At 65.2% G+C, this 14,498-nt stretch carries 14 protein-coding genes; 7 read left to right on the top strand and 7 right to left on the bottom strand.

What is annotated here, in order from left to right:
- Nucleotides 1-22: 22 nt before the first annotated feature.
- Nucleotides 23-1,852, top strand: coding sequence for a DNA mismatch repair endonuclease MutL (gene mutL, locus EII26_RS10570; RefSeq protein ID WP_124889126.1), 1,830 nt, complete (start codon nt 23-25; stop codon nt 1,850-1,852).
- Between the two features lie 34 nt (nt 1,853-1,886).
- Here mutL and EII26_RS10565 read toward each other — a convergent pair whose 3' ends face one another.
- The 7 genes from EII26_RS10565 to EII26_RS10535 form a co-directional block, all read right to left on the bottom strand.
- Nucleotides 1,887-3,605, bottom strand: coding sequence for a PTS fructose transporter subunit IIC (locus tag EII26_RS10565; RefSeq protein ID WP_124889125.1), 1,719 nt, complete (start codon nt 3,603-3,605; stop codon nt 1,887-1,889).
- A gap of 14 nt (nt 3,606-3,619) precedes the next feature.
- Nucleotides 3,620-4,567 carry a 1-phosphofructokinase family hexose kinase gene (locus EII26_RS10560; protein ID WP_124889124.1) on the bottom strand — a complete coding sequence of 316 codons (948 nt, stop codon included), beginning with the start codon at nt 4,565-4,567 and terminating at the stop codon, nt 3,620-3,622.
- Nucleotides 4,564-7,086: a phosphoenolpyruvate--protein phosphotransferase gene (gene ptsP / locus EII26_RS10555; RefSeq protein WP_124889123.1), complete on the bottom strand. Its 2,523-nt coding sequence runs from the start codon at nt 7,084-7,086 to the stop codon at nt 4,564-4,566. Before ptsP ends, EII26_RS10560 begins: the two co-directional genes overlap by 4 nt.
- 172 nt (nt 7,087-7,258) lie before the next feature.
- Nucleotides 7,259-8,071 (bottom strand): TIGR02757 family protein, encoded by an 813-nt coding sequence (locus EII26_RS10550; RefSeq protein WP_199735184.1) that lies wholly within the window; start codon nt 8,069-8,071, stop codon nt 7,259-7,261.
- A 15-nt stretch (nt 8,072-8,086) separates the two neighbouring features.
- A complete protein-coding gene (locus EII26_RS10545) occupies nt 8,087-8,626 on the bottom strand; it encodes a flavin reductase family protein (RefSeq protein WP_124889122.1) in 540 nt (179 codons plus the stop codon).
- Between the two features lie 75 nt (nt 8,627-8,701).
- Nucleotides 8,702-9,187, bottom strand: coding sequence for a ferritin (locus EII26_RS10540; protein WP_124889121.1), 486 nt, complete (start codon nt 9,185-9,187; stop codon nt 8,702-8,704).
- A 4-nt stretch (nt 9,188-9,191) separates the two neighbouring features.
- Nucleotides 9,192-9,563 (bottom strand): desulfoferrodoxin, encoded by a 372-nt coding sequence (locus EII26_RS10535; protein WP_199735182.1) that lies wholly within the window; start codon nt 9,561-9,563, stop codon nt 9,192-9,194.
- A 261-nt stretch (nt 9,564-9,824) separates the two neighbouring features.
- Here EII26_RS10535 and EII26_RS10530 point away from each other — a divergent pair, with 261 nt between their 5' ends.
- The 6 genes from EII26_RS10530 to EII26_RS10505 all read left to right on the top strand — a co-directional run bounded on the left by EII26_RS10530 (nt 9,825) and on the right by EII26_RS10505 (nt 14,497).
- Nucleotides 9,825-10,862, top strand: a complete 1,038-nt coding sequence (locus EII26_RS10530; RefSeq protein ID WP_158612282.1) for a FlgT C-terminal domain-containing protein — start codon at nt 9,825-9,827, stop codon at nt 10,860-10,862.
- 167 nt (nt 10,863-11,029) lie between these two features.
- The gene (locus tag EII26_RS10525; RefSeq protein WP_158612281.1) at nt 11,030-12,007 is read left to right on the top strand and encodes a tetratricopeptide repeat protein; all 978 of its coding nucleotides are present in this window, start codon (nt 11,030-11,032) and stop codon (nt 12,005-12,007) included.
- A gap of 128 nt (nt 12,008-12,135) precedes the next feature.
- Nucleotides 12,136-12,921, top strand: coding sequence for a hypothetical protein (locus EII26_RS13145; RefSeq protein ID WP_158612280.1), 786 nt, complete (start codon nt 12,136-12,138; stop codon nt 12,919-12,921).
- A gap of 85 nt (nt 12,922-13,006) precedes the next feature.
- The gene (locus EII26_RS10515; RefSeq protein WP_124889116.1) at nt 13,007-13,777 is read left to right on the top strand and encodes a hypothetical protein; all 771 of its coding nucleotides are present in this window, start codon (nt 13,007-13,009) and stop codon (nt 13,775-13,777) included.
- A complete protein-coding gene (locus EII26_RS10510; protein ID WP_124889115.1) occupies nt 13,774-14,091 on the top strand; it encodes a hypothetical protein in 318 nt (105 codons plus the stop codon). The genes EII26_RS10515 and EII26_RS10510 overlap by 4 nt, the downstream gene beginning before the upstream one ends.
- Before the next feature lie 172 nt (nt 14,092-14,263).
- A complete protein-coding gene (locus tag EII26_RS10505; protein ID WP_124889114.1) occupies nt 14,264-14,497 on the top strand; it encodes a Veg family protein in 234 nt (77 codons plus the stop codon).
- The last annotated feature ends 1 nt before the right edge of the window (nt 14,498 follow it).

Below are 14,498 nucleotides of genomic sequence, written 5' to 3'. Positions count from 1 at the left end.
GCTTGGAAAAGAGTGAGATGGAATGGCACCGCGGATTAAGGAACTTCCGGAGAGCGTCTGGGCTCGCATCGCTGCCGGGGAGGTGGTGGAGCGCCCTGCCTCGGCCGTCAAGGAGATGGTGGAAAACGCCCTGGATGCCGGCGCGAGCCGTATCCGGGTGCGTCTTTGGGATGGCGGACGGCTGCGCATCGTGGTCGAGGACGACGGGTGCGGCATCGCACTCGACGATCTGCCCCTGGCCCTGACGCCCCACGCGACCAGCAAGATCGGCGGCATCGAGGATCTGGAGGCCATACGCACCCTGGGCTATCGGGGCGAGGCCCTGGCCAGCCTGACGGCCGTCGCCTCCGTGGAGATCCGCTCGCGTCCCGAGGGGGAGGCGGGCGGCCTGATCCGGGCCTCGGAGGGGCGCGTGTCGGAGCACGTCGCCGCAAACTGTACCCCCGGCACGCGTGTGCAGGTGGACGAGCTCTTCGGCAATCTGCCGGCGCGCCGCAAGTTTTTGAAGAGTGCCGCGGGCGAACTGCGCCGGGCCGCCCTCCTGATGCGGGAGTACGCGATCTGCCGCCCCGAGGTGAGCTTCGTCCTGGAGCACGACGGGCGGGAGGTGCTTTCCACCGACGGCAGCGGGGACCGCCGCCGGGCGGTCGAGCGGCTTTGGGGGGCGGAGCCCGAGATCCGGACCGTGACGGCCGAGGCGGGGCACCTGAGCCTGGAATGCTGGTGGCAGCCCCGGCAGGGGCGCAACGACATCGCCGCCTTCGTCAACGGGCGTGCCGTGACGGACCCGGTGGTGAAGGGGGCGGTGAGCGCCGCCGCGCGCGAGCTGACGGGCAACTGGGCGCTCTTCCTCTCGATCGACCCCTCCCTCGTCGACGTCAACATCCACCCGGCCAAGGCGGAGATCCGTTTCCGGTACCCCGGGGAGGTGTTCGAGGCCCTGAGGGAGGCGGCCGCCCTGCTGGGAGCTCCCGCGCCCGTGACGGTCCGAGAGGGGCGCACCTGGTCGACGGACTCCGCGCCGGCCGGAGGGGCTGCCGTCACCCGCGCCGCCGCGATATCGCGGGGCGGGTGGGGGTTCCGCGACGATTTTTCGTCCGCCCCGCCGCCCCGAACGGCGCGGCCCCAAGCGCCGTTCGCCCGGGGCGAGGCGGGCTCCGTCGGCTCCTCACCCTTCTCCCGTATCGCCCCCCCTCCCTTCGGCCCGGAACGGCCGGTGGAGCCCGAGGCCCCATGCCCCGGGCCGGCCCTGCCGCTCCCGGAACGGGAGTCGTCGGATGCCGTCCCCGGGGGGGAGATCGTCTGGATGGGACAGATGGGCTCGGGGTACTTGGTGTTCGACACGCCGGCCGGACTCGTCCTCATGGACCCTCACGCGGCGCACGAACGGGTGGGATACGAGCGCATCCGCGCCGCCGCGGAGGGGGAGGGGGGCGTTCAGCCGCTCCTGGTCCCGGTCCCGCTTCCCCCGACTCTGGCCCTGGAGGCGGAGGAGCATAGGGAGACGTTGGCCCGATTCGGTTTCGATCTGGAGTTCTGCGACGGCGGGACGCGGCTTCGGTCCGTCCCCTCGGTGGGGGAGGCGGTGGAGCCCGAGGCCCTGCTTCGGGCCTCTCTGGGCGCCCTGAGAGAGGAGGGGGAGGGGGACGTGGCGGAGCTCCTGTGGCGCACCTGGGCGACGATGGCCTGCAAGGCGGCGGTGAAGCTGACGACGCGCCTGTCCCATGAGGAATCCCTGGCCCTCTGGCGGGACCTGCACGCCTGCGTCCAGCCCTATTTTTGCCCGCATGGCCGCCCGACGCTCCTCGAGATCAGGACGGAGCGGCTGGTCGGCCACTTTGGCAGGGAGTAGTGCGGATTCTCGATCCTCTGTGGGGGATCGGTGCTTATCCCCCGGGAGCCTGTAGCGGCCTCTTGAGCATGCCCAGCAACAGGGCACTTGCGACCGTGCCTGCGGCCAGAGCGGCGATGTAGCCCAGAAGATGCGTTGCCGCGCCCGGTATCGTCAGAACGAAGACGCCTCCATGGGGGACCTTCAGCTCCGCCCCGACCAGCATGGAGATCGCCCCGGCCAGGCCGGAACCCACGGCGAGGGCCGGGATGACCCTCAGAGGGTCCCGGGCCGCGAAGGGGATGGCCCCCTCCGTCACGAAGGCGAGTCCCAGAACGGCGGCGGCGTTTCCGGCCTCCAGCTCGTCGTGGGTAAAGCGGCTTTTGAAGAGACGGCATGCCAGTGCCAGGGCCAATGGAGGAGTCATCCCTCCCGCCATGACCGCGGCCATGGGGCCGTAGATTTGGGAGGTGATGAGCCCGGTGGCGAAGGCATAGGAGGCCTTGTTGATCGGTCCCCCCATGTCGATGGCCATCATCGCTCCCAGAATCAGCCCCAGGATGAGCGAGCTCGTTCCCTGCAGGCTCTGGAGCCAGTTGGTGAGGGCCTGAAGCGCCCGGGCCACGGCAGCCCCCACCGCATACTGCATTGAGAGCCCGGTGATCAGGGTCCCCAGAAGCGGGAGAATCAACACCGGTTTGAGGCCCGCCAGGTTTTTGGGGAGCCGTATGACGCGGTTCAGGAAGTCCGTGGCGTAGCCGGCGATGAATCCCGCGGCGATGCCGCCGAGAAATCCGGCGTTGAGGTTGGCCGCCAGGACGCCGCCGATCATCCCGGGCGCAATTCCGGGGCGATCGGCTATCGAATAGGAAATGTAGCCGGCCAGCACGGGGACGATCAGGGAGAAGCCGGCGGTGGCCCCGATGGTGAAGAGCGCGTGTGCGAGCGTTCCCGCGTGGGAAGGGTCTCCGGCGTAGATGCCGCCGAGAGCGAACCCGAGTGCGATCAGGAGCCCGCCGGCGACCACGAAGGGGAGCATGAACGAAACACCCGTCATCAGATGCTTGTACGGGCCCGCTTTCCTCTCCGATACGGCGGCAGGGGACGGGCTTTCCGATCCCCCTCCCTGAAGTTGTGCCTCGGTGAAGGCCTGACGGATCAGGGCTTCACCTGCGGTGATTGCAGGCTTCGTCGCACAGGCGAAGACGCGTTTGCCGACAAAGCGGCCTCGTTCCACCTCTTTGTCCGCGGCGATGATCACGAGGGCGGCCTCGGCGATCTCCGCGGCCGTCAGGGGCGTCCCGGCCCCTACGGAACCCTGGGTCTCGACGCGGATTGTGTATCCCATGGCCTCCGCCGCCCGTTCCAGTCCCTCGGCGGCCATGAAGGTGTGCGCGATGCCGGTTGGACAGGAGGTGATCGCCACGATGAGCTCCCGATCCGCTTTCTTCTCCGCAGAGTGCGCCCGCACGGCGCTTCCGAGAATCCGATCGAGGGCCGCCGACGGGTCGGCCAGCACGGAATCCAGGTTCAGGCCGGGGAGGATCTCCGCCTGCCCGGGGACGGCGTCGTCCCGATTTCCGATGAGAAGTACGCGGTCCTCGGGGCCGGGCGATCCCTCAAAGGAGACGAGCGTCTCGCCGTTGGACCTCACCTCGGCCTCCAGCGCGCTTCCCCTCCGCTCCGCCGCGTCCTTGAGGGCCTCGGCCGCGAGGATGCCCCTCAGCGCGGAGGCCCTTTCATTGATGATCAGGAACAGCCTGGTCTTGTCCACGATGCCTCACTCCCTTACCGTTTTATCGTCCTGAGCTCGACGGAGGAGGCCATCGTCTCGATGGCCCCATGATCCCGGAGGGTCCCCGTGAAATCGGCGTCGACCCGCGCCGCCGCGAACGCGGTGCTCAGGCGCGCGATGCGTTCGAGGTCCCCGTTCTCCTCCAGGGCTGCGACAACGCCGGCGACCATGGAATCGCCCGCTCCGACAGTGCTCGAGAGCCGATTCACTCGTGATCGGGCGTGCAGCGCTCCCTCCCCGGAGAAAAACGCCGCGCCGTCGCCTCCCATCGAGACCACGAGCAGTTCCATTCCCCCCGCCAGAAGCGCCTGGGCTACGGGGACGAGGTCGCTCTCCGCTTGGATGGGCCGGCCGGTCCACACCGAAAGTTCGTCAAGATTGGGTTTGGCATAAAGAGGCTTGACCGGTGCCTCCAGAGCCGCCTTCAGTGCCGCTCCGCTGGTGTCGAGCATCACGCGGGAGCCGCTCTCCCGGAGCTCCGCGATCAGCTCCGCGTAGAATTCCGTCCCGCAGCCCCCGGGAATGCTGCCCGAGAGGCAGAAAATACAGGGGCCGCTGCCGGCGAGATCCGACAGGACGGATTTCAGGCCATGAAGCGCAGCTTCGTCCGCGCGGAGCCCGGGAAGGTTCACGTCGGTGGTCTCGTCGCCGTCCACGATCTTCACGTTGGTACGCGTCTTGCCCGGCACCCTTACGAAGCGGTCGTCCAGCCCCTTGCTTTGGAACAGAGCTTCGAATATCCTGACGTTGTCGGAGCCCAGCAGCCCCGTTACGGACGAGGGCAGACCCCAATCGGCCAGGAACGAGGCGACGTTGATCCCCTTGCCGCCCGCCGCCTCGGTCACGGACCGGGCCAAGTTTACGGACCCCCTTGCGAGCGGTTCGTCCAGGCCGATCGTCATGTCGATCGCGGGGTTGATCGTCACGGTCGCGATCCTCATGACAGCACCTCGCGCTCCAGTGCGCGGACGGCCTCGGCGGTGCTCTGGGCGAGCGCCTGTCCTGCCAGCTCTCTGAGCTTGTCCAGACTGTTCGCGCGAAGGCGGGCCTTGACGGCCGGAATGTCCCTTGGGGTCATCGAAAGCTCCGTCACACCCAGCCCGACCAGGAGCGACGCCCCGAACGGGTCTCCGGCGATGCCGCCGCAGATGCCCACCCACCTGCCGTGCTTATCGGCGCCATCGACCGTCCTTTTGACAAGTCGCAGGACGGCGGGATGGAGGGCGTCGGCCGAGACGGCCAATTCGGGGTTCTGGCGGTCGACGGCCAGGGTGTACTGGGTGAGGTCGTTGGTTCCGATGGAGAAGAAATCGACCTCGGGGGCGTATTCCTCGGCCAGAAGGGCCGCGGCGGGGACCTCGATCATGATGCCGAGGGGGATGCTCGGAGCGTCCAAGGAGCCGCGCACTTCCTCGCAGACCGTCCGGAAGCGGCGTATCTCATCGAGGGTCCCGACCATGGGAAACATCACGGACAGATTCCCGCCCTTCTTTGCGGCGCGGTAGAGAGCGCGCAGCTGCGGCTGCAGAAGCTCCGGATGACGGAGCAGCAGGCGTATGCCACGCACTCCGAGGAATGGGTTCTCCTCGTGGGGCAGGTTCAGGTGAGGGACCCGCTTGTCCCCGCCGATGTCGAGGGCGCGGACGATGATCGGTTTGTCGCCCAGCGCATCCAGCATGGCGCGGTAGGTTCCGTACTGCTCCTCCTCGTCGGGGGCCGTGTCTCGGTCCAGGAAGAGAAATTCCGTGCGCATCAGGCCGATGCCCTCACAGCCCATGTCGAGGGCTTCCGCAACCTGATCCGGCCGGTTGACGTTCGCCGCGATGGTGACGGCGTGTCCGTCCGTGGTCCTTCCCGGCTCTAGCCGAGCGGCCCGTTCAGCGTCCTCCTTTTCCCTTAGGGCGTGCATTCGATCCCGGGCCGCCTGGAGATCTTCTTCGGTCGGATCCAGCCAGACCCTGCCGCTATCGCCGTCGACGATCGCCGTGGAGGCCTGCCGATTCAAAATGTCGCGGCCCAGGGCGACAATCGCCGGAAGCCCCAGGGTCCGTGCGATGATCGCAGTGTGCGACGTCGGGCCCCCGAGGGCGGTGACGAGGGCGGTGACGCGTTCGCGGTCCAGGCCGGCGGTGTCCGAGGGGGACAGGTCCTCGGCCAGCACGATGATCGGAGAGCCATCCGGACCGGTCATGCCCTCTGCGTGCTCGTCCCCCTTCTCCTTGCGCAGTGCCCTCAGAACCCGGCGTCCCACATCCCTCATGTCCGAGGCGCGGGCGGCCAGCAGTTGGTTGTCGATTGCCGCGAGCTCGTTGGCCAGGGTTTCCACGGCGTGGTGCCAGGCCCAGGCCGCACCATGCCCGGCCACGACGGTCCGGGAGGCCAGGGTCAGAAGTCTGGGATCCTCCAGGATGCCGAGGTGTGCCTTGAAAATGGCCGCCTCGTTCTGCCCAAGACGACGGAGCGTCTCCTCGATGACGTCCTCGAGCTGCCGTTTCGCCTCCTCAATGGCCGTATCGAGGAGACGGGAGGATTCCTCCAGGGAGGCGGGCTCGTCCTCCACCTCGATTGCACGGGCGCCGATCTTCAGAATCGTCCCCACCGCCATGCCGGGGCTCGCCGAGACGCCCTTCAGAGCGGGGCTGCCGCTTGGGGGGAGCCATGCGTCTTTGGGGGCCGCGGGTTCGGCCTTTTGGGCGGCCCGTTCGAAATCCCTCTTCTCCTGCGCGGAGAGGGCGGCCATCGTCTCTTTGAGACGGCGGACCGACTCCTCGGCCTTGGGCCCGCCGGCGGAGATCACGATCGTCTCTCCGGCCTTTATGCCGAGCCTCAGCAGGGCAAGCATGTTGCGTGGATCCGCGGTCTCGCTGCCTCGGCGGAGCCTCAGCGGCCCCTCGAGGGACTTGGCGGCCTTGACCCAAAGAGAGGCGGGGCGAGCATGAAGGCCGGAGGGGTAGTCGACCACCCATTCGGCGCGGACCTCCAGGTCCTCCGCCGCGGTCTCCCCGGTTCCACCCGTTTTTTCCTGCATAAGGGCCGAGACGATAATCGACGCGTCGTCGGTGGACGAGAGGCGTTCGATCGTTCCCTCCTCCTGCATCAGCCGCGTCAGCCGCTTCAGTATGTCCAGGTGGCCGTCGGACCTGGCGGCGATGCCCACGACGAGCCGGGCAGTCTGGCCGGGATTCCACTCCACCCCCTGGGGAATCTGAAGGACCGCGATGCCGTCGTGCAAAACGTATCCCTTGTCCTCCACCTTTCCGTGCGGGATGGCGACTCCGGAGCCCAGAAAGGTGTCGGCGGCCCTCTCCCGTCCCTCCATGCTCGCCAGATAGGGGGCTTCGACGTATCCGGCGTGGAGCAGCAGCGTACCGACCTCCCGGATTGCGGATGACTTGTCTCCCGGCGACGCCCCTACCCTCACGAGAGTGTCCGAAATAAGCGGGAAATTTCCGTCCGTCATACAGAAAGCCTCCTTTCGGAACCGAGTTCTTTAGGGAAGATAGAAATTTGAAAGATTCAAGAAGGAGTCCCTGGAAAGATTATATAGCAGCCGGGCTCCATTGGCCTCCGGCGCCGTGGCGGGACTTCAAGATCGTGAGGCGGCTCTGCCCGATACGGAGGACAGGGGACAGTCAGCCGTGCAGCAGTTCCGCAAGCGTGTCGGTGCTCAGCCCGTTACGGATTCCGAAGCGGCTCAGGACGAAATCGTACCGCGTGGGGTCGTCGGGGGAGATCTCCCGGAACGCCCTCGTGATGTCGAGTGCGGTGTCCAGGTTCGCCGTTTTTCGGGTCGTCAGCCCCAGTTTCAGCGCTATGGCGTGGATGTGCGTGTCGGTGGGCATGACGAGATCGCGGGGGGACAAAACCCGCCAGCCCCCGGGGTCGACGTCGTCGCTCCGCACCATCCACTTCAGGAACAGGAAAAGGCGTTTGCAGGCGCTTCCGTCCCTTGGGGCGGTCAGAAGCGGAAAGCCCCGCCGTCTGGGAACGAGCGCGTCGGAGAAGGCGTTCAGGGCGTCGAGCATCCCTTTATTGCGCTCCAGACAGTGCAGGAGGAGGGCCTCCAGGCTTCCGTAGGTTTTCAGCGCCAGGCCGATGCCGTGAAACAGGCCCTCCATATCTCCGGCCGTGGTGAAGCGGTGCCTGAAATCCTTGGGGAGGCGGGCCCGGCCGGAGGAGAGCAGAAAACGATGGGGATGCGGTCCCATCGGGGCCAGAACCCGGGCGATGCTCTTCAGGATCTGCGCGACGCGGCCGTAGGCCAGGGAGGAGGCGACGAGTCCCACGACCTCGCGGTCGAGAGGGTCGTCGTAATCGTAGAGGAAGAGGAGCGGGTCCGGACGGACCAGCTCCCTGCGGTTGTAGGCAAAATAGAGCCCGTCCAGGAAGGGTTTGAGCGAGGCAAAACCTTGGGAGGCAATTCCTCCCTGGGAGGGACTCTTCACGGCTTCGGACGGGGGTCAGCGGATGGTGTTGAACACCGCGGAAGGGGCGTTGACGTGGGACTTGCCCTTCTTGATCTTGTGGTAGTTCGCGTAGGTCAAGGGAGTCTTGTCGTTCAGCAGGCGTGCGCTTACGACCGTCCCGATGAAGAGGCGATGGGTGTGCACGTCCGTGACGTCCAGGAGCTCCGCCTCCACCACCGCGACCGTATGGTCCGTCACCAGCGGGACCCCGAGCATCCCCATCTCGTATTTGCAGTTGGCGTATTTGTCGTGTTCGCGCCCGCTCCGAAAACCGAAGTTGCCGATGAAGGGGAGGGGAACATCCTCGCTGAACACCGAGACGGAGAACTTCTTGCTCTTGGCCAGGAGCTCGGCGGTGTAATTGTCCCTGTGCAGACAGGCTGCCAGGCAGATGGGCTCGGCCGTGAGCTGCATGACGGCGTCGGCAACCTGTCCGTTGAGCCGTCCCTCCCATGCGGTTCCCACGATGTAGAGACCGTATCCGAAGGTAAACAGTGCGTTGATGTCCACTTGTGCGTTCGCGTTTTCGTTCAATGCCGATGCCTCCCATACGAAAACGAGGGAACAGCGAGCGCTGTTCCCTCAAATTGAAGCGATTCTTACGGACGGCTAACGAGCGCCCAACTCCTTGTCCAGAAGGTACAAGCTGGAGTTGGAGTCTCCGACAAACTCCAATTTGTGGACGATGGCGTCGGCGTTCGCCTCCTCCTCGACCTGCTCGTCGACGAACCACTTGAGCATGGAACAGGTTGCGTGGTCCTTCTCCTGGATCGCCTGGTCCATCAGCTTGTGGATGCGGTCCGTCACGTACTGCTCGTGCTTGAGGGACTCCTTGAAGACGCTCAGAGGGCCGTCGTAGCTCTCCCTCGGCTTGGCGATCTCGGCGATCTTCACGCGGGCTCCCCGCTCGTAGAGGTGCTCGATGAGCTTCTCGGCGTGCTCGAGCTCCTCGTGATACTGCTTCTTCATCCAATGAGCCATGCCGGGCAGGTTGCTGTCCTCGAAATACGCGGCCATGCCCAGGTAGATATAGGCGGAATCGAACTCGGCCTTGATCTGATCGTTAATCGCAGCCACCATTTTCTCAGAGATCATCGGGCTATTTCTCTCCCTTCCAAAGTCCGTGCAGGTTGCAGTATTCCCGGGCGATGGTCTTGGAGCAGTTGCAGGAACCGGAAAATTCGGCCTTCGGCTCCTCGCCCGGCTTCAGGAAACGGCGGCAGATCTTGTCGCCGCAGATGACCTCGATCCACTCGATGTAGTGCTCCTCGGCCATCGGATGGGCGACGCTCCCCACCTTGACCTCGCTGCCCTCGAACACGGGCACGTGCTTCTCCTGAGCGGCGTCGGTGGTGTTTTCCTTCAGCAGCTTCATGGCATCTCCACAGCAGGAAATCTCTCCACAGCCGGTGTTGAGCACCTCCACCATGCAGCCGCATTTGTCACATTTGAGTATACTCAGTCTCTCCATTAAGAAACGCCCCTTTCCGTACTTGTCTGGTGTTTGGAGTACCTGTTTCCCTCGTCCGAAAGAGTACATCAAATTCCGATTTGGCACAAGGCGAAAAAATACGGACTTGAGAAAATCGACCCGTGATTTAAGCCTCGGATACGATACAATAAAGACGAAGAAATGATCCAAGGCTCTGCAGATCGCTCCCGCGCCGGGGTCCCCGAGGCGGAGCGTCTTGGGCTTTTTGCATCTTTGGACTTGGGAGTGACCCGAAAACCCATGAAAAAGAAGGGGCTTTTAAAATCCTGTCTGGCGCTGTCCCTGTTCTTCTCGCTGGTCTCCGTCTGCATGGCGGCGGAGCCGCGGCGTCTGCACGTGGTGATCCTGCCCACGGAGAACTCCACGGGAATGCAGGTGTGGGAGAGCAAGTTCTACCCTTACGACGTCCTTGAACGCAAGATGACGGATTATCTGGAGGTGCTCTTCAAGCGGTCCCCCCTGATCGACGTTCAGGTGCTGGACGAAACCGGCATGAACCGCTGGTTCGCCATGCCCCGCCGTCCGGGGGACATGGCGCTCCAGATGGAGCTCTTCGACGCGGTGTTCGAGGAGCGCAACGTCCTGGGCAAACTGGAGAAGGGGAGGGTGAGCCTGCGGATCCGCATCATGGACTCCGTCCGCGCGCAGCAGTTCGCCATGAGGGTCGCCGAGGGGGCCGACAAGCGCTTCACCTTCGATGGAGATAAGCTCTACTGGCTGGACGCGGCTCTCGTCTCCCTCCCGCTCCCCTTCAAGGATGGGCTCGACCTTCTGGGGTTGACCGGGGGCAAGGATCGGGGACAGCGGATGAGCCGCCCGACGTGGGAGCAGTTCCGGACCTCCTCGCAGTGGCACGCCCTCAAGAAGGCCATCGAGGACGCTCAGGCTCAGGCCATGGGGCAGGTTGCCAATGCCCTCAGGCGCAACGACCCGACGGCGGCGGCCGAGGGGAGGGATACCTTCTCCCCGTCCTTCACGACGGTGGGGCGGATCCTGTCCCCCACCGCCAGGTCGAAGCGCCGCAAGCGGGAGTTCATCATCTCGATCGGGCGCCAGGACGCATTGCGTGTGGGGGATGTCCTGGAGGTCGTCCGGGGCGATACCTACGTCACCGTCGACCCGGAGAACCCCGTCGTGGTGCTCCGGAACGTGATCGGCAAGGTGAAGGTGATCTCCGTTCAGGAGCGGAACTCCGTCGTTCGCGTCGTGAAGGACAACCGGAAGGAGCCCATACAGTTGAAGGACATCGTCATCAAGGTCACGGGGCCGAGGAGCTGAACGTCATGACGGTCGAGAGACGGCGGGAAAGCAGCGCTGAAATGCGGTGTGTGAGGAGACCGAGGTTTTGGGGCGTCCTCTTGTGCCTCTTTGTGTGCCTCGTGGCGCTTGACTGCGCGCCGATTTTTGCCAACGGAAACGTCTCGGCGGACGTCCCGCCCCCACCCTTGAAAAAATCGGTGCGCAGGGCTCCGATCAAAAAACCGGCCCCCAAGCCGAAAAAAGCGAGAAAGAAGCCCAGACCGGCACCGGCGGCCAACAAGAAGAAGGCGGCCCCGCACCCCCGTCTCTCCTCCCTGCAGCAGGGCATCGCCCTCATGCGGCAGGAGCGCTACGAGGCGGCGCGTCCCTGGCTTCAGAAGGGAGTTCAGGAGGAGCGGCGCAATCCGGAGGCCTGGTACTGGTATGGGATGTACCACGAGAAGACCGCCCAGTTCGAGCAGGCCCAATTCTTTTACAGAAAGGCGATGGCGCTCGACCCCGGCTTCGAGCCGTTTTCCCGGGTGGTCGCCTATCCCGGGGACGGGGATCGGGTTCCCCTGTGGGATCCCCGGCGGCCGGCCCGCATCTATCCCGTCCCCACGAATGACCACGGCATCGCCATCATCCCTCCCGATGCGCCTCAGGCGCGGCGTCGGCCGGTTCGGCCTCCGATCGATCCGGAGCTGCCCAAGGTGCCGCTCTACGTTCCTCCGGAGCCCGGTGCCGCATCTTTCGGTGGGGATGCCTGGCAGCCGTCGGTCTACGTTCCGCCCGGCCGGGAGCGCATGATGGAGGGCGGCGATCCCGTCTACACTCCTCCGGAGTCTCGGGTTCTTCCCCTGGCTGCGCCTCCGCCGATCGGTGTCGCCCTGTCCCCCGAGGCCGTATCGCCTTCGGTGGGGGAGGTCTCCGTCCACGCGGCGCCTTTGGCGGCCCCGGCCGAACCCCGCGACGTTCGGCCGGGCGCCTCCCCCGTCTATCAGCCGCCGATGCCCGGTGCGGGGACCGGAGCGCCGAGCGTCCCCCCGTCCCCGGCTTCGGCGGCAGAGGGGCCGGTTTATCGGCCCCCTCTGCCCGGAAACGACGGGGCCTCGATAGAGGGGGGCGCCGTCTCGGGGGACCAGCCCGTCCACCTTCCTCCGTCGCCGTCGGAGACGCATTGAAAGCATTGAAAACATGGGTTTGGGGGAAGTCCCGGGCGAAAAGGATTTCGCAGGGGCTTTCTCCTCAGGCAGGGCGAGGGGCCCGAGGAGCTGTTTGGAGGTCTATCTCAGAGAAGGAGCGATGAGAGATGAGAGTCGGACGTTTGGTGCTCAAGGCATTTTGGGCGCTGGCCATGGTGTTGGCGGTTGCCACCTGTGCCGTTGCGGCGCAGGTGTGGGTGAGCTCCCCGGATCCCATTCTGATCACCCAGCCCGCTTATGCGGGGATGCAGTTCTACGTTTATCGTCCCTATAACATCCCCTCCGGATGGTACGCGACCTACGACGGGTATCCCGTATTCAGGAATGCCGACGGCATTTGGGTCTACGGTTCCTGCGTCGGAACGTCGATCGTCCCGACCGCCTACATCGTGGGGTCGGTCGTTCCCTCCGTTGCGGGGTTGGTCCCCTGGGTTCCCGCTCCCGTCTGTGCTCCCGTCGTCTCGCCGGTTCCGGTCGTCAGGACGGCCGTCGCTCCGGTCGCGGCCGTCGCGCCTGTGGTCCCGGTCGCTCCCGTTGCCGTCATGACGCCCGTTTATGTGCCCTGCTGGGTGCGCAATCCCAATTTCGTGGCGATCGGGGGATGGGGGAGGAGCGTGGACCGTATCGGGGTGCTGAGCAAGCCCGCGGTTCCCGTCGCCTGGAAGGGGCGCCGTCCCGACGTGATCTATGCCTGGACGGGGAGAAGCTGGTACCAGATCGACCTTGACGAATGGGAGTCCCCCGTGGACGTGCTGCGCGGCAAATTGTACGAGCTGACCTGTATGTCCAACAGGAACAACCTGGTCTGGACCGATCAGGACATGAACGTCCTGGCCCAGCACGCAGCGCTCTGGGGCTACCGATGGATGGGACAGATCGTCCCCGCCCGATGAGGGGGCGAAGATCGAGGGAGCTGCCGGGGCGGCGCTGCGTTCCGGTCCCGGCGGCATGTTCTAGCTGTAACTGGGAGTGATCGTGTTGCCCGTATTCTTTCGGCGTTCCGGCTTTATCCTCTGTCTGGCCCTTGCCGCCCTGGCCCGCCCGGCCGTGTCGGAGGGCAAGGTCTACGTGGCCGAGCCCCTGTTGGTCGCTCAGCCCTCCTATGCGGGGATGCAGTTTTACGTGTACCGTCCCTACAACATGCCCAAGAACTGGTACGTGACCTTCGACGGTTATCCGGTGACGAAGAACCGGGACGGCGTCTGGGTGTACGGTACATCCGCAGGACCCAATCTGAACCCGACCAACTACATCGTCGGATCGGTGGTCCCCTCCATGGCGGGGATCACCCCATGGGTTCGGCCGGCCCAGATCTCGTCGTTCGTGAAGGTCCCTCCGCCGAATGCCTCGGTCGTCCGTCAGCCCTCGCTGCCGCCGTCCCGTTCCGCGGGGGGCGGGACGCACTCCACCTGGGTGCCGGACTGGAGCTTCAACCCCCGCTTCATGGCCATCGGAAACTGGAAGAGCAGCGTCGATCGCATGGGAGTCCTGCACAACCCCGCCGTTCCCGTCGCCTGGAAGGGCAACTTTCCGAAGGCGATTTACGTCTGGACGGGGCGCAGCTGGTTTCAGATAACCCCCCGGGAGTCTCAGCGCCCGGTGGATGCCCTCAAGGGGCAGCTCTATGAGATGTCCCGCATGGTCAAACGCAATCGGTTCGTCTGGTACGAGGCCGACATGCCAGTGCTGGCCCAGCAGGCCACCGAGTGGGGGTATTACTGGATGGGAGAGGTGGTCCCGTCCCGATGAGCGGCTCGGCTCGGCTCCGTCTCGCCCTCGTCGGTGCGCTCGCCCTGGCGGGAGCTGCGTTTGCCGCCCATCCTCCGGTTTCGGCCGCCCCCGCGGTCATCACCGTTCCCGATTGCGGGGACGGCTTTACGATGGACGTTCGTCCCCGCCGCAATCCCGAGGCGCTGGGAACCGTGACGCGCGACGGTTATCCCGTCCTGCTGGATCGGGAGGGGGAAAACCGGTATGTCATGCCGAGGGGAATGGTCATCCATACGCCGGTGATTCTGCGCGGCCATCCGTTGCCGGATCACGTCCCGGCCCAGGGGAGCTGAACTCGAGATCCGCCCTGCGGGGACTGCGGAGGGGCTTGAGATGCACGAGGCTTCGGGTGCCCCGTAAGGCCCGTCGCGTCCTTGACGTGCGGCTCGGATGATCGTACTTTTTTCCTCTTTCTCCTCTTTGTGTTATACTTAAAAGAAGTCGAGGTCGAGGAAGTGATGTTTCGTGCCGAGAACGCTCACGTCCATCAAAGCTGAAATCTTTTCCTATAAGGGACAGCTGGTCCGCTGTCGCACGTCCAAGGGGAGGAACCGGACCGAGGAGACGGAGGGAATTCTCTTGGATGTCTACCCCAAGCTCTTCACCTTGTACGATGAATCGAGGGCGAGCACCGTCTCCTTCAGCTACGCGGAGATACTGACCCGAGAGGTCGAACTTGAAATTGTGAGTCGCGTTTAGG

Source organism: Fretibacterium sp. OH1220_COT-178 (genome assembly GCF_003860125.1).
Classification (GTDB): Bacteria; Synergistota; Synergistia; order Synergistales; family Aminobacteriaceae; genus CAJPSE01.
This window is presented reverse-complemented; position numbering and strand designations above follow the sequence as displayed.

Excerpts from the sequence above, each read along its gene's own strand:
- EII26_RS10535 (WP_199735182.1), bottom strand. The coding sequence starts at position 9,563 with ATGGAGAGACTGAGTATACTCAAATGTGACAAATGCGGCTGCATGGTG.
- EII26_RS13145 (WP_158612280.1), top strand. The coding sequence starts at position 12,136 with ATGAGAGTCGGACGTTTGGTGCTCAAGGCATTTTGGGCGCTGGCCATG.
- EII26_RS10530 (WP_158612282.1), top strand. The coding sequence starts at position 9,825 with ATGAAAAAGAAGGGGCTTTTAAAATCCTGTCTGGCGCTGTCCCTGTTC.
- EII26_RS10560 (WP_124889124.1), bottom strand. The coding sequence starts at position 4,567 with ATGAGGATCGCGACCGTGACGATCAACCCCGCGATCGACATGACGATC.
- EII26_RS10510 (WP_124889115.1), top strand. The coding sequence starts at position 13,774 with ATGAGCGGCTCGGCTCGGCTCCGTCTCGCCCTCGTCGGTGCGCTCGCC.
- mutL (WP_124889126.1), top strand. The coding sequence starts at position 23 with ATGGCACCGCGGATTAAGGAACTTCCGGAGAGCGTCTGGGCTCGCATC.
- EII26_RS10540 (WP_124889121.1), bottom strand. The coding sequence starts at position 9,187 with ATGATCTCTGAGAAAATGGTGGCTGCGATTAACGATCAGATCAAGGCC.
- ptsP (WP_124889123.1), bottom strand. The coding sequence starts at position 7,086 with ATGACGGACGGAAATTTCCCGCTTATTTCGGACACTCTCGTGAGGGTA.